Origin of the sequence: Pseudomonas sp. RAC1 (assembly GCF_030658255.1) — a bacterium.
GTDB lineage: Bacteria > Pseudomonadota > Gammaproteobacteria > Pseudomonadales > Pseudomonadaceae > Aquipseudomonas > Aquipseudomonas boreofloridensis.
The window spans coordinates 1-23,588 of the sequence record NZ_JAUTXS020000006.1 but is presented as its reverse complement, the minus strand read 5'-3'; the positions used below and the strand labels follow the sequence as shown (position 1 = coordinate 23,588).

Below are 23,588 nucleotides of genomic sequence, written 5' to 3'. Positions count from 1 at the left end.
CTAGCGCTTCATTCATTTACCCGCACCACCCTCCCCGCCTTCACCGGCTGCCCGCGCGTGGCCAGGCAGTAGTAAAGCGGCACGGTCACCAGCAGACCGAACAACCACGACAAGTCCGCACCTTCGACAAGATTCGAGTAGGGCCCCACATACAGCGCGGTATTGGCGAACGGCAACTGCACCAGAATCCCGCACACGTAGGCGACGATGGCGTGATGGTTGAAGCGTCCATAGATGCCGCCATCTGCGCGGAAGAACGAGGCGATGTCGTACACGCCCTTCTTGATCAGGTAGAAGTCCACCAGGTTGATCGACGCCCAGGGCACCAGCACCAGCAGCAGTGCCAGGATCAGGCCGATGAACTGACCGATGAAGCCGGCCGAGGCGTTGAGTGCCACCAGCGCACAGCCCAGCAGAATCAGCGAAGCCAGCACCACCCGCACGCGCACGCTCGGCGTCCACCGAGCGGCGAACGTCTGGATCGCGGTGACGATCGACAGCACCGCCCCGTACAGATTCAGCGCGTTGTGACTGACGATGTTGAGCAGGAACAGCACCATCAGAATCGGTCCGAGCCAGCCGGTGGCCTGCTTCACCGCCTCCATGGCATCGGTGCCTTCGGGCACGCACAACACCGCCACCGCGCCAAAGCTGAAGCACAGGATAGTGCCTAGGGTGGCGCCGAAGTAGGTCGCCCAGAATGGCTTGGCGATGCCGATTTCCTTGGGCAGATAGCGCGAGTAGTCCGAGGTGTAGGGCGAGAAGCTGATCTGCCAGATGGTGCCCAACGACACGGTGGCGATGAAGCCCGACAGGTTGAAGGCGCCGCGGCTGTAGAAGTCGGCCGGCAGGTCCTGGGCGAACATCATGATGAAGCCGGCCAGCAGCGCCGAACCCATCACCCAGGTGCCGATGCGGTTCAGGCTATGGATGAAGCGATAGCCGATCACCCCGATGGCCGTAGCGCTCAGGGCGCCGATCACGATCGCGCTCGGCATCGGCACGCTCGGGGCGATGCCATGGATCGATTTGCCCGCCAGGACGATATTGGAAATGAAGAAGCCGACGTAGATCAACGCGGTGAAGAACACGATCAGCAACGCGCCGTAGCGCCCGAACTGACCGCGGCTCTGCACCATCTGCGGAATGCCCAGCTGCGGTCCCTGCGCAGAGGCCAGGGCGATGACGATACCGCCCAGCAGATGCCCCATCACGATGGCGACCAGACCCCACATCAGGTTCAGGTGAAACACCTGGATCACCATCGCGCCGGTGACGATCGGCAGGGGGGCGATGTTGGTGCTGAACCAGAGGGTGAACAGGTCGCGCGCCTTCCCGTGGCGCTCGGAGGGGGGAACATGATCGACCGTATGATTCTCGACAAACTGGTGTTGCGACGACGGTTGGGACATAGGATTTCAGCTCGAAAGGATCATTTTTATCGTTGTATGGAAACCGCTCTGGGCGGCCTCTCAGCTGAAGACCATATTATGGTATTCCAAACTTTTGACAACACTGCTCCGCACTTTTTCGGCGCACCTGATCCGTTTAGCGCCTCACGCCAGGGCAGTCGCCTAGCCCAGCAGACCAGTGATTACGGGCTTTGCACCGTTCATCGCCGCCCCTGGGTCGCGGAAAAATTCGCTTGCAATATAGGTATTACGGTATACCATCAGACACATCAACGATAAAAACCGCGGACCACCGCACGCCCCATCGAGGTAACGCCATGATCGACGCAACCCTCTATAAGCACGTCCTGGGCTCCTTCCCCTCCGGCGTCACCGTCATCACCACCCTGGACGACGACGGCTCGGTCGTCGGCCTCACTGCCAGCGCTTTTTCCTCCCTGTCGATGGAACCGCCGTTGGTGCTGTTCTGCCCCAACTACAGCTCCGACTCCTACCCCGTGCTGATCAAGCAGAAGCGCTTCGCCATTCATCTGCTCTCCGGCGATCAGCAGGCCGAAGCCTATGCGTTCGCGAAAAAGGGCAAGGACAAGGCCAACGGCATCGAGTGGACCCTGAGCGCCTTGGGCAATCCCCTGCTGACCGGTGCCACGGCGATCATCGAGTGCGAGCTGTGGCGCGAATACGAAGGCGGCGATCACGCCATCATGGTGGGCAAGGTGCACAACCTGATCGTCCCCGACGAGGCCCCCAGCCCGATGATCTATTGCCGCGGCAAGATGGCCAGCCTGCCCGCGCTCGCCTGACACCACCTGCCTGAGCGAGCGGCAGGGGTCTGACCTGAGCACACGGCCCGAGCCGATGTCATCCGCCCCCTGCCCCGCCAGGCGACCACCACTCGCTCCGAGGAAAAACCCCATGAAATTTTCGCTGTTCGTGCACATGGAACGTTGGGATGACCAGGTCAGCCACCGCCAGTTGTTCGAGGACCTGACCGAACTGACCCTGATGGCCGAGCGCGGCGGATTCAGCACGGTCTGGATCGGCGAACACCACGCCATGGAATACACCATCTCGCCAAGCCCAATGCCGCTGCTGGCCTACCTGGCCGCCCGCACCGAAACCATTCGCCTGGGCGCCGGCACCATCATCGCGCCGTTCTGGAACCCGATCCGCGTGGCAGGCGAATGCGCCCTGCTCGATGTCATCAGCAACGGCCGCATGGAAGTGGGCCTGGCCCGCGGCGCCTACCAGTTCGAGTTCGACCGCATGGCCGGCGGTATGCCCGCCACCGACGGCGGCAAGGCCCTGCGCGAAATGGTCCCGGCGGTGCGCGCGCTGTGGCAGGGCGACTACGCCCACCAAGGCGAAGTGTACAACTTCCCCACCTCGACCAGCGTGCCCAAGCCGGTACAGGCGGGCATGCCGCCGATGTGGATCGCTGCGCGCGACCCGGACTCGCACAACTTCGCGGTCAAGCATGGCTGCAACGTCATGGTCACCCCATTGATGAAGGGCGACGAGGAAGTGCTGGACCTGAAAAACAAGTTCCAGGCCGCTCTGGATAACAACCCCGAGGTGCCACGCCCGCAACTGATGGTGCTGCGCCACACCCACGTGCACAGCCCGGCCGACCCGGACGGCTGGAAAGTCGGCGCCCAGGCCATCTCGCGCTTCTACCGCACCTTCGACGCCTGGTTCGGCAACAAGACCACGCCGGTCGATGGTTTCCTGGAGCCGAGCCCGGAGTCCAAGTTCGCCGAAGTGCCGGCGTTCGCGCTGGACAACATCCGCAAGAACACCATGATCGGCACCCCCGAAGAAATCATCGCGCGCATCCGCTACTACCAGGCGTTAGGTGTCGATGAGTTCAGCTTCTGGTGCGACAACAGCCTGCCGCACGAAGAAAAGCGCAAGTCGCTGGAGCTGTTCATCAAGGAAGTGGTCCCGGCCTTTGCCTGAGACAGGCCGTCACAAGCGGCAGGTTGATCGCAGCCTGCGTTGACTTGCCGCTTGAAGCTCGCCACTTGGCACTTCCATAATTGGTATTATGGTATACCATAAGACAAAACTGGTTAATCACTGTCTTTCCTCACCAGGAGCCCCCCATGAGTTTCGAAATCCGCAAGATCGTCACCTACTCCGAAGAAACCCGCATCGAAGGCGGCAAGGCCACCGACAAGCCAGTGACCATGGTCGGCCTGGCCGTGGTGATCAAGAACCCATGGGCCGGTCGCGGTTTCGTTGAAGACCTCAAGCCAGAAATCCGTGCCAACTGCTCCGAGCTCGGCGCCCTCATGGTCGAGCGCCTCACGGCAGCCATCGGCGGCGCGGACAAGATCGAAGCCTACGGCAAGGCAGCGGTAGTGGGTGCCGACGGCGAGATCGAGCACGCCTCGGCGGTGATCCACACCCTGCGTTTCGGCAATCACTACCGCGAGGCCGTGCAGGCCAAGAGCTACCTGAGCTTCACAAACAAGCGCGGCGGCCCTGGCACTTCGATCCAGATCCCGATGATGCAAAAGGACGACGAGGGCCTGCGTTCGCACTACATCACCCTGGAAATGCAGATCGAAGACGCCCCGCGCGCCGACGAGATCGTCGTGGTCCTGGGCGCAGCCGACGGCGGCCGCCTGCATCCGCGCATCGGTAACCGCTACATCGACCTGGAAGAACTGGCGGCCGAGAAAGCCAGCGCCCAATAACAACATGCACACCGGCCGCAGCGACGCGTCGACGCTGCGGCCTCCAAGGAGCACCACCCATGATTCAGCCTGTCGCTGAACGTACACCGGCCGGGACCAGCTACCTGAGCCTCGGCCAGGGCCAACCCGTGGTGCTGATCCACGGCGTGGGCCTGAACAAGGAAATGTGGGGCGGACAATTCGTCGGCCTGGCCGCCGATTACCGGGTCATCGCCTACGACATGCTCGGCCATGGCCAGAGCGCTCGCCCCGCTGTCGATACCGACCTGCAAGGCTACGCCGCGCAACTGGTCGAGTTGCTCGATCATCTGCAGATCGCCCAGGCCACCGTGATCGGCTTCTCCATGGGCGGGCTGATCGCTCGCGCCTTCGCCCTGCACTATCCGCAGCGGCTGTCGGCGCTGGTGGTGCTCAACAGCGTGTTCAACCGCAGCCCCGAGCAAAGCGCCGGGGTCATCGCCCGCGCCGCCCAGGCCGCCGAACTGGGCCCGGACGCCAACGTCGATGCGGCGCTGGAGCGCTGGTTCAGCCGTGAATACAAGGCCGCCAATCCGGCCCAGGTCGCGGCCATCCGTCAGGTGCTGGCCGGCAACGACCCGCAGGGCTACCACACCACCTATTCGCTGTTCGCCACACAGGACATGTACCGCGAAGCCGACCTGGGCAGCATCCAGGTGCCGACGCTGATCGCCACCGGCGAGCTCGACACCGGTTCCACCCCGGCCATGACCCGCCAGCTCGCCGCGCGCATTCCCGGCGCCCGCAGCGTGGTGCTGGCCGAGCAACGGCATATGATGCCGGTGGAAGCCCCACGTGACGTCAACCGCATGCTGCTGGACTTCCTGCGCGAAGCGCGCACCCTCACCGAATCCGCCAAGGGGATAGTTGCATGACCCTCGTTCGTTTCCAGATGTGCATCGACGGCCAGTGGCGCGATGCCCAGAGCGGCAAGACCTTCGACAGCCTCGATCCGTCCACCGCCCAGGCTTGGGCGCAATTGCCCGATGCCGACGCGCAGGACGTCGAACTGGCCGTGCAGGCCGCCCAACGCGCCTTCGACAACCCAGCCTGGCGCAGCCTCACCGCCACTGCGCGCGGCAAGTTGCTGCGCCGCCTCGGCGACCTGATCGCCGAGAACAAGGAACACCTGGCGCAACTGGAAAGCCGTGACAACGGCAAGCTGATCCGCGAGACCCGCGGCCAGGTCGGCTACCTGCCGGAGTTCTTCCACTACACCGCCGGTCTGGCCGACAAGCTCGAAGGCGGCACCCTGCCGCTGGACAAGCCCGACCTGTTCGCCTACACCGTGCACGAGCCGATCGGCGTGGTAGCGGGCATCATCCCGTGGAACAGCCCGTTGTACTTGACCGCGATCAAGCTGGCCCCGGCACTGGCCGCCGGTAACACCATCGTCCTCAAGCCGTCCGAGCACGCCTCGGCGACCCTTCTCGAACTGGCCCGCCTGGCCCTCGAGGCAGGCTTCCCTGCGGGCGTGGTCAACGTGGTGACGGGCTACGGCCCCAGTACCGGTGCCGCCCTCACCCGTCACCCGCTGGTGCGCAAGATCGCCTTCACTGGCGGCGCCGCCACGGCCCGCCATGTGGTGCGCAGCAGTGCCGAAAACTTCGCCAAGCTGTCGCTGGAACTAGGCGGCAAGTCGCCCAACATCATCTTCGCCGACGCCGATCTGGACAGTGCCATCAATGGCGCGGTCGCAGGTATCTACGCCGCCTCCGGGCAAAGCTGCGTGGCCGGTTCGCGCCTGCTGGTGCAGGACGAGATCTTCGATGAGTTCGTCGCACGCCTGATCGAGCGCGCCAAGCGTATTCGTATCGGCAACCCGCAGGACGAGGCCAGCGAAATGGGCCCCATGGCCACGGCCCAGCAACTGGCGGTGGTGGAAGGCCTGGTGGCTGCGGCCCAGGCCGAAGGCGCCAAGCTGCGCCTGGGCGGCAAGCGCGCCGAGGTCGAGGGCGACGGCTGGTTCTACGAACCGACCCTGTTCGAATGCGACAGCCACTCGATGACCATCATGCAAGAGGAAGTGTTTGGCCCGGTCGCGGCAGTGATCCGCTTCAAGACCGAGGAACAGGCCCTGGCCATGGCCAACGACTCGCAGTTCGGCCTGGCCGCCGGCATCTGGACCCGCGACCTGGGCCGAGCCCATCGCCTGGCGCGCGACGTGCGCTCGGGCATCATCTGGGTCAACACCTATCGCGCCGTTTCGGCCATGGCGCCGATCGGCGGTTTCAAGAACAGCGGCTACGGCCGTGAGAGCGGCATCGATTCGGTGCTCGCCTATACCGAGCTGAAGACCGTGTGGATCAACTTGTCCACCGCGCCGATGCCCGATCCGTTTGTGATGCGTTGAAGAGGTAGCACGAGATGATCGAACCTGGCATCTACAAAGACGTGATGGGCTCCTTCCCGTCCGGCGTCACCGTGGTCACCACCCTCGATCCGCAGGGCGGTATCGTCGGCATCACCGCCAGCGCCTTCAGTGCGCTGTCGATCGAGCCGGCGCTGGTGTTGTTCTGCCCCAACTACGCCTCCGACACCTACCCGATCCTGCGCGACAGCAAGCAGTTCGCCATCCACCTGCTGTCCGCCGAGCAGACGGCCGAGGCCTATGCCTTCGCGGGCAAAGGCAAGGACAAGGCCAAGGGCATCGACTGGCACCTGAGCGAGCTGGGCAACCCGCTGCTGGCCAAGGCCACGGCGATCATCGAGTGCGAGCTGTGGCGCGAGTACGATGGCGGTGATCATGCGATCATCGTCGGCGCCGTGAAGAACCTGGTGCTGCCGGCCGAACCGGTGACGCCGATGCTCTATCACAAGGGCAAGCTCGGCGCGCTGCCGCCGCTGGGCTGAGGACCGGGGTTGAATTCATCGTCGGTGAGCCGACGAGGGATTCACCCCAGGCTTCGCGCTCATTTCATCTTATCGACCTTCTCCAGGAGCCCCGCCGATGAGCAACGAGAAGTACGAAAAAGGCCTGAAGATCCGCACCCAGGTGCTGGGCGAGGCGTACGTCAACCGTTCGATGCAGAACGCCGACGATTTCACCAAGCCGCTGCAGGACCTGGTCACCGAATACTGCTGGGGCCATGTCTGGGGCCGTGACGGCTTGTCGCTCAAAGAGCGCAGCATGATAAACTTGGCGATGATTTCCGCCCTCAACCGGCCCCACGAGCTCAAGCTGCACATCCGCGGCGCTTTGCGTAATGGTCTGAGCCGGGAACAGATTCGTGAAATCCTGCTCCAGGTCGGCATCTATTGCGGCGTACCCGCGGCGGTGGACAGCTTCCGCCTGGCCCGCGAAGCGTTCGCCGAAGCCGACGCGGAGCCCACCCGTTAACAGCGGGCTGTCGAACCACTGCAAGGAGCGTCTGGGTTCGGGGCGCTTCGAGCCTGGCGCAACAGCCACACACAGAGCTCCCCCGATGAAACGCCAGCCACTCGACGACAGCTTCAAGGTCAACCGCAACCCCGTCACGCTCCGCGAAATCGTGCTCGACAAGCTGCGCGCGGCGATCATGAACTTCCACCTGCTGCCCGGCGACCGCCTGGTCGAGCGCGACCTCTGTGACCGCCTGGGCGTCAGCCGCACCTCGGTGCGTGAAGCGCTGCGTCACCTGGAGTCCGAAGGCCTGGTGGAGTTCGCCGACGCCAAGGGCCCGCGAGTGGCAATCATCACCTTGGAAGATGCGCGCGACATCTACGAGCTGCGCTGCGTACTCGAAGGGCTGATCGTCCAACTGTTCACCCTCAACGCCAAGGCCAAGGACATCCGCGCCCTCGAGCGTGCCCTGGAAGTGAACCGTGAAGCGCTGGAAGAAGGCGAGCTGCAGCAGGTGCTCGATTCGGTGCAAGGCTTCTACGATGTGCTGCTCGAAGGCTCGGGCAACCACGTCGCCGCCACCCAGTTGCGCCAGTTGCAGGCCCGCATCAGCTACCTGCGCGCCACCTCGGTGTCGCAGCAGAACCGCCGTGGGGCCAGCAACCGGGAGATGGAGAAGATGGTCGAGGCGATCAAGAGCGGCGACCCGAAAGCAGCGCACCAGGCCTCCGTCGATCACGTGCGCGCCGCCGCCAAGGTGGCCCTTGACTACCTGCGCCAGAAGCAGGACGACAACGCCCAGGTGCGCGACATCGTCGCGCCCTTGGCCCTGAAGGACCCTCGCATAGGCCGCTGACATGCCCAACGCCCCGCGCTACTGCCCGCACTGCACCACGGCACTGGACCGGGGCGTCCCCACCGGCGACACCCATGCTCGCCAGCACTGCCCGGCCTGCGGCTATATCCACTACGTCAATCCGAAGATCATCGCCGGCTGCATCATCGAGCGCGACGGTCGCTACCTGCTGTGCCAGCGCGCCATTCCGCCGCGCCCTGGTACCTGGACGCTGCCAGCCGGGTTCATGGAGGCCGGGGAAACCACCGAGCAGGCGGCGCTGCGCGAGGTGTGGGAGGAGACCGGCGTGCGCGCCGACATCGTCTCGCCCTACTCGATCTTCAGCGTGCCGAAGATCAGCGAGGTGTACATCGTCTTCCGCGCCATCGCCACCGAGGAAACCGGCCAATTCGGCCCCGAAACCCTCGACTACCGTTTCTTCGCACCTGAAGACATTCCCTGGGACGAGATCTACTACCCTGCGATCCGGCAGATCCTCGAGCGCTATATCCTCGAACGCCAGGCAGGTGTGTATGGCATTTACATGGGCAATGACGACAGCGGCAAAGTGCACTTCATGCGCTGAGCCGCACTGCACGTCCGATCGGCACAAATCGCTCGCCAGCCAGCCATTCCCGGTGCACCCTATGCGCTCCTGACAAGCGAAGCGGCAATTTTCATGGCGAATTGGCTGGAAGGCGGCGGACACATGGCCGAGCGCATCCGCACCCACGACTGGGCGGCAACGCCGCTTGGCCCCCTGGACACCTGGCCCGATGTCCTCAAGACCACCGTGGCCCTGTGCCTGGGCTCGCGCTTCGCCCAGGCGGTGCTGTGGGGCGACGAGCTGATCACCCTGTATAACGACGCCTTCATCGAAATCCTCGGGGACAAACCCCTGGCCCTGGGCCGTCCGTTCAGCCACGTGTGGCAGGAGGCCTGGAGCGAGATCGAAGGTATGGCGCAGCGCGCCCTCGCGGGTGAAGCCGTGTACATCGAAGACTTCCCGTTGATCATCGAACGCCATGATCGGCCCGAACGGGCCTATTTCACCTTCTGCTACAGCCCGATCCGTGACCAGCACGGTCGCGTGGTCGGCATGCTCGATACGGTCAACGAAACCACCGCCAACGTGGTGGCCAACCAGCGTCTGAAATTTCTCGACGACCTTGGCCGCGCCGTGGCCAACGTCACCGAGCCGGAGTGCATTCTGGCCATCACCACGGCTCGACTGGGCGAGCATCTGAACCTGTCCAGTTGCGCCTACGCGCTCATGGCCCCGGACCAGGATGGCTTCACCGTCTGCGGCGACTGGGTCGCCCCTGGGTTACCGCAATTGCTTGGCCAGTACCGGCTGGCCGACTTCGGGCAGTTGGCCCAGCAGCGCCTGCGCGCCGGTGATGCGCTGGTGATCAACGACCGCGACGCCGAACTTGATCCCGCCGAGGCCGTGGCTTTCGCCGGCATGGGCGTCAGCGCGACGATCTGCAGGCCGCTGGTCAAGGACGGGCGCCTGACGGCCCTGATGGCCATCAACGACCAGCAGCCCCGGCTGTGGACCGGCTACGAGTACGCGCTGATCAGCGAAGTGACCGAGCGCTCCTGGGCACACATCCAGCGCGTGCAGGCCAGCACCGAGGCGCGCGAGACGCTACAGGCGCTGGAGGTGCTCAACGCCACGCTGGAACAGCGGGTGGAGGAACGCACCGAACAGTTGCTGCACACCGAAGCGCTGCTGCGCCAGACCCAGAAACTCGAAGCCATCGGCCAGCTCACCGGCGGCGTGGCCCACGACTTCAACAACCTGCTGACCATCATCCGCTCTTCCCTGCACTTCCTGCAGCGTCCGGACCTGGACGACAGCCGCCGTCAGCGCTATCTCAAAACCGTGGCCGACACCGTCGATCGCGGCGCCAAGCTCACCGGCCAGTTGCTGGCCTTCGCCCGCCGGCAAGCCCTCAGCCCGCAGGTGTTCGAAGCCGGGCCACGGCTCGAGGCCATGGCCGAAATGCTCGATACCGCGACCGGCGCACGCATCCAGGTCAACCTGGAATTGCCGGACACGCCGTGCCATATCCGTGCCGACCTCGCCCAACTGGAGACGGCTGTGATCAACCTGATGATCAACGGCCGCGATGCCATGAATGGTGAAGGCGTGCTGCGCCTGCGCCTTCAGCCGGACCAAGTGGTGCCGACGCTGCAGGGGCAACCGGGCCTGAGTGGAACCTTCGCCGCGATCTCGGTGATCGACAACGGCGTGGGCATCGCCCAGGACCTGCTCGAACGTATTTTCGACCCGTTCTTCACCACCAAGGCGTCCGGTCAGGGCACCGGTCTGGGCCTGTCGCAGGTGTTCGGTTTCGTCAAGCAATCCGGCGGCGACGTGCAGGTCACCAGCGCGCCCGGCGAGGGCACCACCTTTACCCTTTATCTGCCGCAGGAAATCGCCACCGACGCCCACGCCGCCCCCGAGCCCAGCTCGCCGGTCACCGTGGAGCACGGGCCACGGCGAATACTGGTGGTGGAAGACAATCGCGACCTGGGCAGCTTCACCGCGCAGATTCTCAAGGACCACGGCTACCAGGTCAGTTGGGCCACCTCGGCCGAAGATGCCCTGGCGCAGATGCACATGACCGAAGACCCCTTCGACGTGGTGTTCTCAGATGTGGTGATGCCTGGCATGGGCGGCTTGGCCCTGGCCCGTGAACTGCGTCGCAGCCAACCGCACCTGCCAGTGATCCTGGCTTCCGGATACAGCGATGCCATCGCTGAAGGCGGCCATCAAGGCTTCCCCTTCCTGGCCAAACCTTACTCGGCCGAACAGGTGTGTCAGCTGCTCGACAGCGTCCTGGGCGGCTAGCACCGCCAGGGCGCGCGGACTCGGCGTCAGACCGACGGCACCAGTCGCGCCAGGCTACGGGCCAGCTCGCTCCGCCGAAAGGGTTTGCGCAGCACCTCGAACCCGCACAGTTCACGGGGCGTGAGGTTGGCGTAACCGGTGATGATCAGCACAGGCAGTTCGGGCAAATGCATGCGTAAGTGCTTGGCCAGCTCGGCGCCAGTCTGCTCGGGCATCACCTGATCGGTGACCAGCACCTCCAGCGCCAAGCCCTGCTCCAGCAGCGTCCGTGCTTCGGCGGCACTGGCGGCCTCGGTGACCTGGTAGCCCAGATCGCGCAACTGCATGGCCGTCACCTGACGCACGATAGCTTCGTCGTCCACCAACAGCACCCGCACCGGCCCTTGAGCGCTGGGCACCTCCTGAGCGTAGTCTTCCCGGCTTGGCCGGTAATCGGCACTCACTGGTAACCACAGCGTCGCTACCGTCCCCTTGCCCAGTTGCGAGCGGATGGCGAAGTCGCCGCCGGATTGCAACGACAGCCCCTGCACCATGGGCAGTCCCAGCCCGGTACCCTTGCCGACGCCCTTGGTGGAATAGAACGGTTCGAAACAGTGGGCCAGCACGTCTTCACTCATGCCGCAGCCGGTGTCGGCCACCTCCAACCAGATCACCTGGCCTGCCTCCAAGCCTGCCGGACGATCCTCGCGCACGCTGTCCAGGCCGGCGCTGATCCGCAGGTGCCCGCCCTGAGCCATGGCGTCACGGGCGTTGACCACCAGGTTGAGCAGCGCCACCTCCAATTGATGCGGATCGATCACCGCGGCGGGCAGGTCGGCGGCAATGTCGATGTGGATGGCGATGGTCGGCCCCAGCGAACGGCTGATCAGTTCGTGCATGTCGCTGACCAGCGTCGCCAGTGACACCGGTTGCGGCTTGAGGGTCTGGCGCCGGGCAAAGCTGAGCAGGCGGCCGACCAGGCTGCGGGCGCGGTCCGCCGCCTGCAGCGCACCTTCGATCAGGCGCGCCGAGCGCGCGGTGTCGTCGGGGCGTCGGGCGATCAGCTCCAGCGTAGCGATGATGGGCGTGAGCATGTTGTTGAAGTCATGGGCAATGCCGCCAGTGAGCTGGCCAACGGTTTCCATCTTGCGCGCTTCGTGCAACTGCATGAGGTCCGACTCACGCTCTGCCAGCATGCTGGCGACGCGCTCCTCCAGCGTGGCATTGAGCGTCATCAGTTCCAGCAGCGTGGCTTCCAGGTGCGCGGAACTGGCGTGCAACGCCTGTTGGGCGCGGGCATGGAGGATCGCCGACCAGGCCAGTTGGGCGGCTTCTTCCACCAGGCGACATTGGTCCACGGCGAGCACCTGGGGACGGTCGAAATCCACGCACAGCATCGCCTCCAACACACCCGCACGTAACAACGGCACCTTCAGGCTGGCGCAAGGTTCAGCCGATGCGCCAGCCAGACGATCCCCGAGCAGCGGATGGCCGGTCTGCAAATACGCGTGCACCTGTGCGCCGTGCTCGCTCCAGGCGCCTTCACCGGTCTGCGACGGTACACCGTCGACCCAGTCGCGGGTGACACGATAGCGCTCGCCATCGCCCAAGTCCTCGGCCAACCACACCCGTGACGCGCGCAACTCTTCGCCGAGTCTGCGTGTGACGTGAACCTCGATGGCCTCGGCCTCGGCGATCTCCGGCAAGGCCTTGCCCAGCGCCAATAGAAACGCTTGGCGCCGCTCGAACTGCACCCGCTCAGTGGTCTCGGTGACAATGCACAGCACGCCGCCGACACTGCCATCGGCCTCGCGCACCGCCGAATAGGACACATCGAAATACACGGTCTCACCGACGCCGTGACGTTCCAGGTAAAAGGCACGGTCCTTGGCCGAAAACGTCTCGCCGGTCTCGCGCACGTTGCGCAACAGCGGCTCAAGGTCGTCCCACAGCTCGCGCCAGTGCTCGATGGCCGGGCGGCCCAAGGCATGCGGATGCTTGGCGCCGATGGTCGGGGCGTACGCATCGTTGTACAGCGCCAAGTACTGCGGCCCCCAGAACAGTACGATTTGCGCCTGGGCAGGAAGAATGGTGCCCATCAAGGTTTTCAGGCCCAGCGGCCAGCTCTGAGGATCGCCCAGGGGCGACGCGCTCCAGTCTCGCCGCAGCAGCAACGTAGCCACCGTTCCGCCATCGCGCAGAAAGCCGGGCTCAGGCGAGCGAGTACGGGATGTATCGCTGTCCTTGATTGAGTTCATGTTGGGCGGACCATCAGGGTTTTTACGGCACGGTTAGCGGATTCTGAGCGTATGAAATCAGCGACTTGGATACGTTCCCTTGAGAGCAACGCAGATTGCTCAGCGGTCGACTTGTCCACGCTCCAGACGTGAACCGCCTCTCAAAAAGCGGTTGATACGGGCGTGGCCAGCAATAAGCCCCCTTTGTTACCGAACGTTTCCAGGTGCCCACCTACGGGGCACAAAAGTGACACCTGCTCCGACCCAGCGCAGCAATCGCACCCGCGTCGTTTCAACATTCCTTTGCCATTCAACAGCTTGCTTCGAACACCAAAACTGGCACGCGCGGTGCATTACTGTCTACATGGATAATTGGATACAAAAATCCACAAGGAATTCGGTATGCATCTGGTCTCGCCCTACCCCCGTCAGCCCGCCACCGCCGAAGAAGAGGCATACGCCTTTCTGCTCGACGCCATCTGCAAGGGCCGCTACCGCACCGGTGACCGGCTGATCGCCGAAGACATCGCCAATGACATCGGCATGAGCCGCATGCCGGTGCGCGAGGCGTTCCGCCGCCTGGCCGCCGAAGGCCTGGTGAACCTGCGGCCGAACCGTGGCGCCATCGTCAGCGGCCTGAACATCGAAGAAATGCGTGAAGTGTTCGAGATGCGCAGCGCCCTCGAAGGCCTGGCCATCCGCCTCGCCGTCGCGCACCTGAACGAACGCCACCTCAGTCGCCTGGAGCGGTTGCTCGACGAGATGGACGAGTGCCGCGACGACAGCGCCGAATGGATCGGCCGTCACCGCGCCTTTCATCACTACCTGTGCAGCCTGGCCGAGCGCCCGCGCCTGCTGCGCCAGATCAGCGCGCTGTACTCGGTGATCGAGCCGCACCTGCGCCTGTGGCTGCAGCATGTCGACAAACCCTTGAGCGCCCGCGAAGAACACGCCGCCATCCTCGATGCCTTGCGCAGCGGCGATGCCGTCCAGGCCCAGCGCGTGCTCTGCGAACACATCGAGGGCACGGTGCCCTCGCTGCTGGAATTCCTCGAAGCAACGGGCACCTGAGACCCGCACTTCGACTGTCCCACTGAACTGCCACGGCAACCTCACCCTCTGGAGCTGACCATGTTCGTACGCAGGATCCCGCAGTGCCTCATCGCCCTTTGCCTTGCCGCGCCCCTGGCGCATGCCGACGCGGTCAAGATTCCCGACCGTCTGCAGCACGCCGACAAACTGGTGTTCTGCGGCGCCATGGACTCGCCGCCGATGGGCTTCTTCGACGCCGCGCAGAAACCGGCCGGGGTCACCGTGGAACTGGGCCAGGCGATTGCCAAACGCCTGGGCGACAAGCCCATCGACTGGCGGGTGACGCCCTTCTCCGGGCTGATTCCGGCGCTGCTGGCCGGGCAGTGCGACATGCTCGCCGACCAGCTGTTCGACAAGCCCGAACGGCGCGAAGTGATCGACATGGTCAACTACATGTATTCCAGCCAGGCCGTGGTGGTCGGCAAGGGCAACCTCAAAGGCATCCACACCCTGGATGACCTCTCCGGCAAGAAAGTCGCGGTGCTCAACGGCTCCACCATCCGCACCCTGCTCGAAGCCCACAACGAGAAACTCAAGCAGGCCGGCAAAGCGCCCATGCAGGTGGTGGTGTACAACTCCGACACCGACGCCTTCCAAGCCCTACGTATCCAGCAGGCCGATGCCTACGGCACCACCCTGGAAACCGCAGGCTACTACCAGGGCATGGCCCCCGACCTGTTCGAGACCGGCGTGCCGGCCTTCGCCCGCATCCTCACCGGTTTCGGCTTTCGCAAGGACGACCCGCAGTTGAGCGCGGCGGTGACGCAGATCATCAAGGACATGCAGGCCGACGGCAGCTACCAGGCGCTGCTCGCCAAGTGGCACATCGAAGGCGACAAGCTGGACTGACCTGAGGCGACCACGATGAATTTCAATTGGGACGTGTTTTGGCAATACCTGCTGCGACCCAGCGACATCTACCTGTACGGCCTGTGGCTGACCTGCGTGATCGCGGTCAGCGCCATGCTCCTGGGGTGTCTGCTGGGCCTGTTGGCAGCCCTGATGCGGCTGTCGTCCAACCCGCTGCTGCAATATCCGGTGCGCTGCTACGTGTGGCTGATGCGCGGTACGCCACTGCTGGTGCAGATCGTGTTTCTCTACACCGCACTGGCCGCCGGCGGCATCTTCCGCTTCCAGGACCTGGACCTGGGGCTGTTCGTGCTGCCCGGCAACATCCAGGCAGCGATCATCGCCCTGGGCCTGAACGAAGGCGCCTACATGGCCGAGATCATCCGCGCCGGCATCGGCGCGGTAGACAAGGGCCAGTACGAGGCCGGACGCTCGCTGGGCATGACCTTTGCTCGACTGATGCGGCGCATCGTGCTGCCCCAGGCGTTGCGGGTGATCGTGCCGCCGCTGGGCAACGAGTTCAACGTGATGCTCAAGAACACCACGCTGGTCAGCGTGATCGGCGTTCAGGAACTGCTGCTGAGCACACAGATGGTCACCTCCGCGACTTTCCGGGTGTTCGAGCTGTATCTGGTGGTCGCGATCTACTTCCTGGCACTGACCACGCTCTGGGGCCTGTTCCAGCGCTGGCTGGAGAAACGTTTCGGGCGCGCCGACGGCCACGTGGCGTCGGCACCACGACGAATGTTCGGCCTGCAGGCCATGAAACTGCTGAGGGGGCGCTGAGATGACCGGCACACATCACCCAGTGGTGATCCAGGCGAACAACGTGCACAAGTCGTTCGGCGAACTGCAGATCCTCAAGGGCGTGTCCCTGGAGGTGCACAAAGGCGAGGTGGTGGTGCTGATCGGCGCCTCCGGCTCCGGCAAGACCACCTTCATCCGCTGCATCAACCTGCTCGAGGACATCCAGGGCGGCAGCATCCGCGTCAACGGCGAGCTCATGGGCTACCGCGAGCGCCCTGACGGCAAGCGCGTACGTGACTCCGAAAGCAACATCGCCCGCCGCCGTCGCGACATCGGCATGGTGTTCCAGCGCTTCAACCTGTTCCCGCACATGACGGTGCTGGAGAACATCATCGAGGCCCCGACCGGCGTGCTCGGCGTGCCCCGCGCCGAGGCACTGGAGCAGGCCCGAGCGCTGCTGGCCCGGGTGCGCCTGAGCGACAAGGCCGAGCACTACCCTGCGCAGCTTTCAGGCGGGCAGCAGCAGCGCGTCGCCATCGCCCGCGCGCTGGCCATGAAGCCCCAGGCCATGCTGTTCGACGAACCCACCAGCGCCCTCGATCCGGAGACCGTTGGCGAAGTGCTGCAGGTCATGAAGGCGCTGGCCGAGGACGGCATGACCATGGTGGTCGTGACCCACGAGATGGGCTTCGCCCGCGAAGTGGCCGACCGCGTGGTGGTGCTGCACCAGGGCGAGCTGATCGAGCAAGGCCCGCCGGCCCAAGTGTTCGGCAACCCTCACCACCCGCGCACGCGGGAATTTCTCAGCCGCGTCCTGTAGAGGTCGACCCATGCGCACATCCCTGCCGTCCCTCGCCGCACTTGGCCTGTTGGCCTGCGTCAACGCCCAGGCCGACCAGTCACTGGTACGCTTCTACAACTGGTCCGACTACATTGGCCCCGACACCCTCAAGGCGTTCGATCAGGCCAGCGGCATCAAGGTCCAGTACGACGTCTTCGACACCAACGAGATGCTCGAAGCCAAGCTGCTCTCCGGCCACTCCGGCTATGACTTGGTGGTGCCGTCCAGCCAGTTCCTCACCAAGCAGATCAACGCCGGCATCTACCAGCCGCTGGACCGTAGCCAGTTACCCAACTGGAAGCACCTGGACCCTCGACTGATGCAACGCCTTGAGGCCGCCGACCCCGGCAACCGCTTCGCGGTACCCTACATGTGGGGCACCGTGGGCATTGGCTACAACGTCGCCAAGGTCAAGGCCGTACTCGGCGACAACGCGCCGGTGGACTCCTGGGACCTGGTGTTCAAACCGGAAAACCTGGCCAAGCTCCATCAGTGTGGTGTGGCCTTCCTCGATGCGCCGGTGAAGATCATTCCCCAGGCCCTGCACTACCTCGGCCTGGATCCCAACAGCCAGAATCCCGACGATTACCGCAAGGCCTCGGCCCTGTTGCAGAAACTGGCGCCGTCGGTGACCTATTTCCACTCCTCGCGCTACACCACGGACCTGGCCAATGGCGACATCTGCGTGGCGATCGGCTACTCGGGCGATGTCATGCAGGCGCAGAGCCACGCCAAGGAAGCCGGCAAGGCCATCGACATCCGTTACTCGATCCCCAAGGAGGGCGCCAACCTGTGGTTCGACATGCTCGCCATCCCGCGTGACGCGCAGAACCCCAAGGGCGCCTTGGCGCTGATCGACTACCTGCTGCGCCCCGAGGTGATCGCCAAGGTCAGCGACTACGTCGGTTATGCCAACCCCAACCGCGACGCCACCGCCCTGCTCGACCCCAAGGTGCGCGACAACCCCGGCATCTACCCCAGCGACGCGGTGATCGAGAAACTGTTCGTCTCCGCCGACCTGCCGCCGAAGATCCAGCGCGTGATGACCCGCGAATGGACCCGGATCAAGACTGGCCAATGACGGCTGCAGAGCCCTTTTTAAGAGTCCCCCGACATGCTTGATTTCTCCGCCCACGAATACCCCTACGCCTCCCAGCGCCAGAGCGTCTTCGCCCGCAATGGCATGGTCGCCACCTCGCAGCCCCTGGCGGCCGAGGCCGGCATCGCCATGCTGCGCGCCGGCGGCAACGCCATCGACGCCGCCATCGCCACCGCTGCCGCGCTCACGGTGGTCGAGCCCACCGGCTGCGCCATCGGCGGCGACGCGTTCGCGCTGGTTTGGGTCAAAGACCAGTTGCACGGCCTGGACGCCAGCGGCCGCGCCCCGGCGTCGCTGTCGATCGAGGCGGTGAAGGCCGCCGGTCACGACAAGATGCCCGTGCACGGCTGGCTGCCAGTCACCGTGCCCGGCATCCCCTCGGCCTGGGCCGCGCTGTCCGAGCGCTTCGGCAAGTTGCCCTTCGCCGACCTGCTGCAACCGGCCATCGCCCTGGCCCGCGACGGCTTCCCGGTGTCGCCGGTGGTCGCCCATCAGTGGCGCATTGCCCAGGACGAATACCAGGCGAGCCTGGAACGCGAACCGGCCCTGCAAGCCTGGTTCGACACCTTCCTGATCGACGGACAGGCGCCCCAGGCGGGCCAGTTGTTCCGCAATCCGGCCCAGGCCCGCAGCCTGGCCGAGCTGGCCGAAACCCGCTGCGAAAGCTTCTACCGCGGCCCGCTGGCCCAGCGCCTGGCCGACCATGCGGGAGCCAGCGGTGGACACCTGAGCGCCGCCGACCTGGCCGGCTACCGGCCCAAATGGGTCGAGCCGATCAAGCTCAACTACCGCGGCTATGACGTCTGGGAGATTCCGCCCAGCGGCCAGGGTCTGATCGCGCTGATGACCCTCAACATTCTCCAGGGCTACACCTTCGACCAGCGCGACAGCCAGCTCACCTGGCATCGCCAGCTCGAGGCCATGAAGAAGGCCTACGCCGACGGACTGCACTACATTACCGACCCCGAACACATGCGCATGGCCACCGAGCAGTTGCTGGGCGAAGCCTACGCCGCCCGCCGCCGCGCCGAGATCGGCGACCGAGCCCAGGCCCCGCTGCACGGCGATCCGCACGCCAGCGGCACGGTGTACATCGCCACCGCCGACGGCGAAGGCAACATGGTCTCGTTCATCCAGAGCGCCTACCACGGGTTCGGCTCCGGCGTGGTGCTGCCCGACAGCGGCATCGGCCTGCAAAACCGCGGCTCGGAGTTCAGTCTCGACCCTGGGCACTCCAACGCGCTGGCGCCGGGCAAGCAGACTTTCCACACCATCATCCCGGGTTTTCTCAGCAAGGACGGCGTGGCGGTCGGTCCATTCGGCGTGATGGGCGGCTACATGCAGCCCCAGGGCCATGTGCAGATGGTGATGAACCTGGTGGACTTCGGCCTCAATCCCCAGGCCGCCCTGGATGCCCCGCGCTGGCAGTGGCTGGGCGAGATGAAGGTCGGCATCGAACAAGGCGCCTCGCGAGATCTGGCCTTCGCCCTGGCCCGGCGTGGACACCAAGTGGAAATCGCCCATGACCTGACCGATTTCGGCCGCGGCCAGATCATCGTGCGCGACCCTGTCACGGGCGTGCTGTGCGGCGGCACCGAGCCGCGAGCGGATTCGCATATCGCGGTCTGTTGAACCGCGGCGTGGCGCTGACAGCACTTCGGCTGCCAGCGTCCTGTCGCCTAGGCGACAAGCAGCTTTTGCGAACCGACCTACAGCGCGGCGCGCCTGCTTCACCTTGCAGGAACAGCTTCCACCTCAGAAAATTCGCAACCGATCCATCGCCACCCAGGCGTGCGGTCGTGGCTGAACTGACTGAATGGAATCTGACCTGCCCATGAACGCGCTAAAAACCAAACTGCTCGACGCCTACCGGCACACCCCCGTCTCCCACCGTTTCTACCTCGCATCGATAGTCCTCTACCTGTTCGGCTTCGCCTGTCACCTGAAGACTGGGCTTCCTTCGCTCACTGCGCTCACCGGCCTGACCAGTGCGTTGGTACTGTGCGGATTCATCGCCTGGTGCCTGCCTTTGACGCGTTGGGTGCACGCCGCCTGGGACAGGCCCTTCGCAAAAACGCCCATCATCTTGCTGCATTTGCTGGCGCTGCTGATCGCCACTGCCTGCGCCCGATTTGCGGTGGCCGAGAGCCTGGGCCTACCGCCACAAAGCTTCGATCTCACGGTCGGCTTCCTGGCTGCGCTGTTCTATCTCCCGGCCTGGTTGGCGGTGGTGGGGATCCTGCTCGGACTGGCGGCGGTAATGATCATGATCGTCGCCTTCGTCACCCTGCCCTTCGAAGCGGTGTGGCAACAATTGGCCGTTTTGATCAACCCGTGGCGAAGCAAGCCTATGACCGGGCCGCCCCGCCAGATGATGATCTTCCATGGTCTGGGCGCCCTGTATGCCGGCGTTCTCCTTTCGACGGGCTATAGCTACGCCACGGAAGATTTCAGCGCGACCTTCAAGACGCTGGTAACGGTCGTCGCGCTCAAGAGCGACTTCCACCAAGCGCCGAACTATCCCGGCTATCGCTCCGGCGAGTACGTGCATCCCTTGGAGAATGGCTATATCGCTTTCGCTCGCAGTCAAGACGACCACAGCACGGTGTTCGGGGTGAGGTCTCAGGCAGCAGATGCAGCGGAGGTCGAAATTGGAACATTACCAGGGCCTGGCTCGTTCCTGAAATCACTGTTTCAGTAGGAAGGCCGACAGCCGCCGAGTCGTGGAAAAGCGGCAGACAGACTGCCGCCTCGCACCCTGTCATTCGCCGCGCTGCTTCATGGTTTCACGATACAGTGCGATGAACGGCGCCTCGGCCGGGTCGATGCGATCCATCTCGGCTGCAATCCGATGCCAGTAGGGATACTGCGGTGCAATGCGAGTAGCTTGCTCGATCTGTGCCAGATCCTCGGCCGTCAGCACCAGATCCACCGCCTGCAGGTTGTCTTGCAACTGCTCGAGCGAACGGCCAGCAGTGATCACACTGGTGATGCCCGGGCGGTCCTTGAGCCATGCCAGGCACACCCGCGCCGGCGAACAGCCGTGGCGCTGACCAACTTCGATCAAGGTCTCGATGATGTCGTAGGCGCGCTCACGGTCATGCACGTAGGGTTCTGGCCAGTTATTACCCTGGCGTGTGCCTGGCGGCGTCTGCTGACCACGGCGCACCTTGCCGGTAAGCAGACCCTCGCCCAGCGGCCCCCACACGAGGGTCGCCAAGCCTTGGTCCAGCGCCATCGGCAGCAGTTCGTACTCCGCCTCGCGTGCCTCGGGGGTGTAATAGATTTGCTGCGACACCGGCTGTTGCCAGCCATTGAGTCGTGCGCTGCCCAGGGTCTTCATCATCTGCCAGGCGGTGTAGTTGGAAGTGCCGAAATAGCGGACCTTGCCGCTCTGCACCAAGTGTTCCAGCGCCGCCAGGGTTTCCTCCACCGGGGTGATACCGTCCCAGTTGTGGATCTGGTACAGGTCGATATGGTCAGTGCCCAGGCGCTTGAGGCTGGCCTCGCAGGCGCGGATCAGGTGATAACGCGAAGCACCGCTGTCGTTGGGGTTATCCCCCATCGGGCTGCGCGCCTTGCTGGCGAGAATGATCGACTGACGTTTGGCACCCAGTGCTTTGCCGACGATTTCCTCAGCCAAACCGTGGGAGTACAAGTCAGCGGTGTCGACCAGGTTGACCCCCGCCTCGAACGCCAAGTCGAACTGACGTCGAGCCAGATCAACGTCCACACTGCCGGTTTTTTCGAATGCGCCACGCCCACCGAATGGGACCGTGCCCACCACCAGCTCGGATACCAACAGGCCAGTGTTGCCGAGTGCTCGATACTTCATGGGGTACCTCCGTTGAAAGACACATGGAAGTACCGACGCAATCGCGAGCTGAAACGTTCAATCCGATCAACATCGCCCGGTTACCGAGCGTCGCGGCTGGCCGCAGCATCCTCGACGCAGATGCAAAGAAGCGTCGAGGCTACGGGCCAAGGATACGGGTCGCAAGCAAATGGATCGCCGGGCCCTGTGATCAGGGCCGCATCAAAGGCTCGACACCTCAGAAAACCAGTTTGTCATCATCGCCCGCCAGACACCGAAACAACCGTCTCCACAGGAGAGGTCGCATGGGTACCGACTGGAGCAATTTCACGCCATGGGCGTCATTGACCGGCGACGCGCTGATCGGCGTGTCCACCAGCCTGCTCATCGTCACCAACGGCCGCATCGCCAGCATCAGCGGCCTGCTCGGAAGCTTACTGCAGCGCGGCAGCGAGGGCTGGAGCGAAAAATCCCTGTCCCTACTCGGTCTGCTGTTGGCATCGCTGCTGTGGGTGCGCCACGTGCTGCGTGTTGGCCGAGCTCTGCCCTGGACCGGCTGTAGTGTTGCTGGCAATAGATGCTGCTGTTCGTGACGGCGATGCTGTTTGGGATGTGGATCTTCGCGCAGTTGGAGAAGCGGTAGACCTCTTGACGACTGTTTCTTGGAGACCGTCTTTCGCAGAAAAAGAAAGAGGGCCGCATCGCGGCCCTCTGTGGCATTGACTCGCTAACGGTTATCAACGCCTCACAGGTCTTTCTTCACCGTCTTGTCGATGTGCTTGCCTTCTTTGTGGCGTTCTTTGTTCAGGTGATGAGCGCCCTTGTCGATTTCCTTGCCATCATGTTTTGCACCCTTGTCCACTTCGCGGACATCATGCCGGACGCCCTTTGCCACCTCGCCTTCCGCCTGTGCCATGGACACCGTCATGAGGGTGGTCAGGGCAATCGCAATCGCAGCAACCGTTTTCTTGATCATGTCAGCACTTCCTTCGAGGGGTATATGTTCTTGGGTCTTGCAAGCTGAATGTAGCCGAAGACAGACACGAAAAAAGGTAGGTAAACGGGGTTTAATCTGGGGTGAGTTTGTCAGGATCGAAAACGGAGATGATTGACGAGCGACGATGAGCTGGAGCGGCTGATGGATGGGGACTCTGGCTGAAGTCGTTATGGGCTTGGAGTCGTGGATAAGATGAACGTACCTTCATCCGCGCAGGGCACGCACAGCGCTCAAAAATGCAGATCGAGCCGTAGGTATCAAAAAGCGAACCCATGAAAAGGGCTGCAATGCAGCCCTCTTGCAACATAGGGATCAATGATCAAATCTGACGGTCAGCCCGGCCTCTGATGAGACAGTGCTTTCTCTGCCTGGTCAGCACATTTCTTGTAATCACCAGACTTTTGAGCCTCTTTTGCCTGCTGGTGCTCATGATGGCCATTACCCGTGAAGGTAGCTTCAGTGGCATCTTTCAGTTTGTCTAAAGCAGACTCGCACTTGTGGCGGTCCTCTTTGGCCATTGCGATACCAGGAAGCAGAACTGCGCAGAACAACAGTGCCAGGGTCTTCTTCATAAGGCAGTTTTCCTTGATCGACTAAGCGGTAAGATCAGAGATGCTTTTTGGCTTCTTTGTCGAGGTGCTTGTGTAGTGGTCAACTCATTCCGGACACGGTTTTGAGTTTTTCTTCAGCTTTGGCCGGAGCCAGTCCATTGTTGAATTGATGGGGCCGGAGCCAGTTGTAGTGGCCCATCAGATACTGGCTAATATCTCGTTGAGCTTGCTGC

Annotated in this window: 22 protein-coding genes and 2 pseudogenes; 18 read left to right on the top strand and 6 right to left on the bottom strand. The window is 63.8% G+C overall.

Annotated features, from left to right (window positions below; genetic code table 11):
• Positions 1-8: 8 nt before the first annotated feature.
• Positions 9-1,412: a cytosine permease gene (locus Q7C30_RS00650; RefSeq protein ID WP_029613158.1), complete on the bottom strand. Its 1,404-nt coding sequence runs from the start codon at positions 1,410-1,412 to the stop codon at positions 9-11.
• Positions 1,413-1,729: 317 nt separating this feature from the next.
• On the opposite strand from Q7C30_RS00650, the gene Q7C30_RS00645 reads away from it, so the two are divergent.
• The 10 genes from Q7C30_RS00645 to Q7C30_RS00600 all read left to right on the top strand — a co-directional run bounded on the left by Q7C30_RS00645 (position 1,730) and on the right by Q7C30_RS00600 (position 11,149).
• A complete protein-coding gene (locus tag Q7C30_RS00645; protein ID WP_317870269.1) occupies positions 1,730-2,215 on the top strand; it encodes a flavin reductase family protein in 486 nt (161 codons plus the stop codon).
• A gap of 112 nt (positions 2,216-2,327) precedes the next feature.
• Positions 2,328-3,371 (top strand): LLM class flavin-dependent oxidoreductase, encoded by a 1,044-nt coding sequence (locus tag Q7C30_RS00640; protein ID WP_029613157.1) that lies wholly within the window; start codon positions 2,328-2,330, stop codon positions 3,369-3,371.
• A 146-nt stretch (positions 3,372-3,517) separates the two neighbouring features.
• The gene (locus Q7C30_RS00635; RefSeq protein WP_029613156.1) at positions 3,518-4,114 is read left to right on the top strand and encodes an amino acid synthesis family protein; all 597 of its coding nucleotides are present in this window, start codon (positions 3,518-3,520) and stop codon (positions 4,112-4,114) included.
• 59 nt (positions 4,115-4,173) lie between these two features.
• A complete protein-coding gene (locus Q7C30_RS00630; protein WP_039576986.1) occupies positions 4,174-5,007 on the top strand; it encodes an alpha/beta fold hydrolase in 834 nt (277 codons plus the stop codon).
• Positions 5,004-6,485 carry an aldehyde dehydrogenase gene (locus Q7C30_RS00625; protein WP_317870265.1) on the top strand — a complete coding sequence of 494 codons (1,482 nt, stop codon included), beginning with the start codon at positions 5,004-5,006 and terminating at the stop codon, positions 6,483-6,485. Before Q7C30_RS00630 ends, Q7C30_RS00625 begins: the two co-directional genes overlap by 4 nt.
• Before the next feature lie 14 nt (positions 6,486-6,499).
• Positions 6,500-6,985 carry a flavin reductase family protein gene (locus tag Q7C30_RS00620; protein WP_039576980.1) on the top strand — a complete coding sequence of 162 codons (486 nt, stop codon included), beginning with the start codon at positions 6,500-6,502 and terminating at the stop codon, positions 6,983-6,985.
• A 97-nt stretch (positions 6,986-7,082) separates the two neighbouring features.
• A complete protein-coding gene (pcaC, locus tag Q7C30_RS00615; RefSeq protein WP_317870264.1) occupies positions 7,083-7,472 on the top strand; it encodes a 4-carboxymuconolactone decarboxylase in 390 nt (129 codons plus the stop codon).
• Positions 7,473-7,557: 85 nt separating this feature from the next.
• On the top strand, positions 7,558-8,310 hold the full coding sequence (locus Q7C30_RS00610) for a GntR family transcriptional regulator (RefSeq protein WP_317870263.1): 753 nt from the start codon (positions 7,558-7,560) through the stop codon (positions 8,308-8,310).
• Between the two features lies 1 nt (position 8,311).
• Positions 8,312-8,875: an NUDIX hydrolase gene (locus tag Q7C30_RS00605; protein ID WP_295487634.1), complete on the top strand. Its 564-nt coding sequence runs from the start codon at positions 8,312-8,314 to the stop codon at positions 8,873-8,875.
• 93 nt (positions 8,876-8,968) lie between these two features.
• Positions 8,969-11,149 (top strand): ATP-binding protein, encoded by a 2,181-nt coding sequence (locus Q7C30_RS00600; RefSeq protein ID WP_317870260.1) that lies wholly within the window; start codon positions 8,969-8,971, stop codon positions 11,147-11,149.
• Positions 11,150-11,175: 26 nt separating this feature from the next.
• On the opposite strand, the gene Q7C30_RS00595 is transcribed toward Q7C30_RS00600, so the two are convergent.
• Positions 11,176-13,386, bottom strand: a complete 2,211-nt coding sequence (locus Q7C30_RS00595; RefSeq protein WP_317870259.1) for an ATP-binding protein — start codon at positions 13,384-13,386, stop codon at positions 11,176-11,178.
• Between the two features lie 381 nt (positions 13,387-13,767).
• On the opposite strand from Q7C30_RS00595, the gene Q7C30_RS00590 reads away from it, so the two are divergent.
• The 7 genes from Q7C30_RS00590 to Q7C30_RS00560 all read left to right on the top strand — a co-directional run bounded on the left by Q7C30_RS00590 (position 13,768) and on the right by Q7C30_RS00560 (position 20,694).
• On the top strand, positions 13,768-14,436 hold the full coding sequence (locus tag Q7C30_RS00590) for a GntR family transcriptional regulator (protein WP_317870258.1): 669 nt from the start codon (positions 13,768-13,770) through the stop codon (positions 14,434-14,436).
• Between the two features lie 60 nt (positions 14,437-14,496).
• Complete coding sequence (locus tag Q7C30_RS00585) at positions 14,497-15,306, top strand: ABC transporter substrate-binding protein (protein ID WP_317870257.1); 810 nt, start codon at positions 14,497-14,499, stop codon at positions 15,304-15,306.
• Positions 15,307-15,321: 15 nt separating this feature from the next.
• Positions 15,322-16,092 (top strand): amino acid ABC transporter permease, encoded by a 771-nt coding sequence (locus Q7C30_RS00580; RefSeq protein ID WP_039576963.1) that lies wholly within the window; start codon positions 15,322-15,324, stop codon positions 16,090-16,092.
• A 1-nt stretch (position 16,093) separates the two neighbouring features.
• Positions 16,094-16,873, top strand: coding sequence for an amino acid ABC transporter ATP-binding protein (locus Q7C30_RS00575; RefSeq protein ID WP_317870255.1), 780 nt, complete (start codon positions 16,094-16,096; stop codon positions 16,871-16,873).
• 10 nt (positions 16,874-16,883) lie between these two features.
• A complete protein-coding gene (locus Q7C30_RS00570) occupies positions 16,884-17,975 on the top strand; it encodes a polyamine ABC transporter substrate-binding protein (RefSeq protein ID WP_317870253.1) in 1,092 nt (363 codons plus the stop codon).
• Positions 17,976-18,008: 33 nt separating this feature from the next.
• A complete protein-coding gene (locus Q7C30_RS00565; protein ID WP_317870251.1) occupies positions 18,009-19,625 on the top strand; it encodes a gamma-glutamyltransferase family protein in 1,617 nt (538 codons plus the stop codon).
• A gap of 184 nt (positions 19,626-19,809) precedes the next feature.
• Positions 19,810-20,694 carry a hypothetical protein gene (locus Q7C30_RS00560; RefSeq protein ID WP_317870250.1) on the top strand — a complete coding sequence of 295 codons (885 nt, stop codon included), beginning with the start codon at positions 19,810-19,812 and terminating at the stop codon, positions 20,692-20,694.
• Between the two features lie 60 nt (positions 20,695-20,754).
• Here the strand turns inward: Q7C30_RS00560 and Q7C30_RS00555 are convergent, their stop codons facing one another.
• Complete coding sequence (locus Q7C30_RS00555) at positions 20,755-21,828, bottom strand: aldo/keto reductase (RefSeq protein WP_304484291.1); 1,074 nt, start codon at positions 21,826-21,828, stop codon at positions 20,755-20,757.
• Positions 21,829-22,112: 284 nt separating this feature from the next.
• On the opposite strand from Q7C30_RS00555, the pseudogene Q7C30_RS00550 reads away from it, so the two are divergent.
• Positions 22,113-22,319 (top strand): annotated as a pseudogene (locus Q7C30_RS00550) (YeeE/YedE family protein); the annotation flags it as partial.
• A gap of 233 nt (positions 22,320-22,552) precedes the next feature.
• Here Q7C30_RS00550 and Q7C30_RS00545 read toward each other — a convergent pair.
• From Q7C30_RS00545 to Q7C30_RS00535, 3 genes and pseudogenes are all read right to left on the bottom strand, one after another.
• A complete protein-coding gene (locus tag Q7C30_RS00545; RefSeq protein ID WP_116887974.1) occupies positions 22,553-22,783 on the bottom strand; it encodes a hypothetical protein in 231 nt (76 codons plus the stop codon).
• A 353-nt stretch (positions 22,784-23,136) separates the two neighbouring features.
• A complete protein-coding gene (locus Q7C30_RS00540) occupies positions 23,137-23,376 on the bottom strand; it encodes a hypothetical protein (RefSeq protein WP_317870246.1) in 240 nt (79 codons plus the stop codon).
• A gap of 79 nt (positions 23,377-23,455) precedes the next feature.
• Positions 23,456-23,588: pseudogene (locus Q7C30_RS00535) on the bottom strand (IS3 family transposase); the annotation flags it as partial.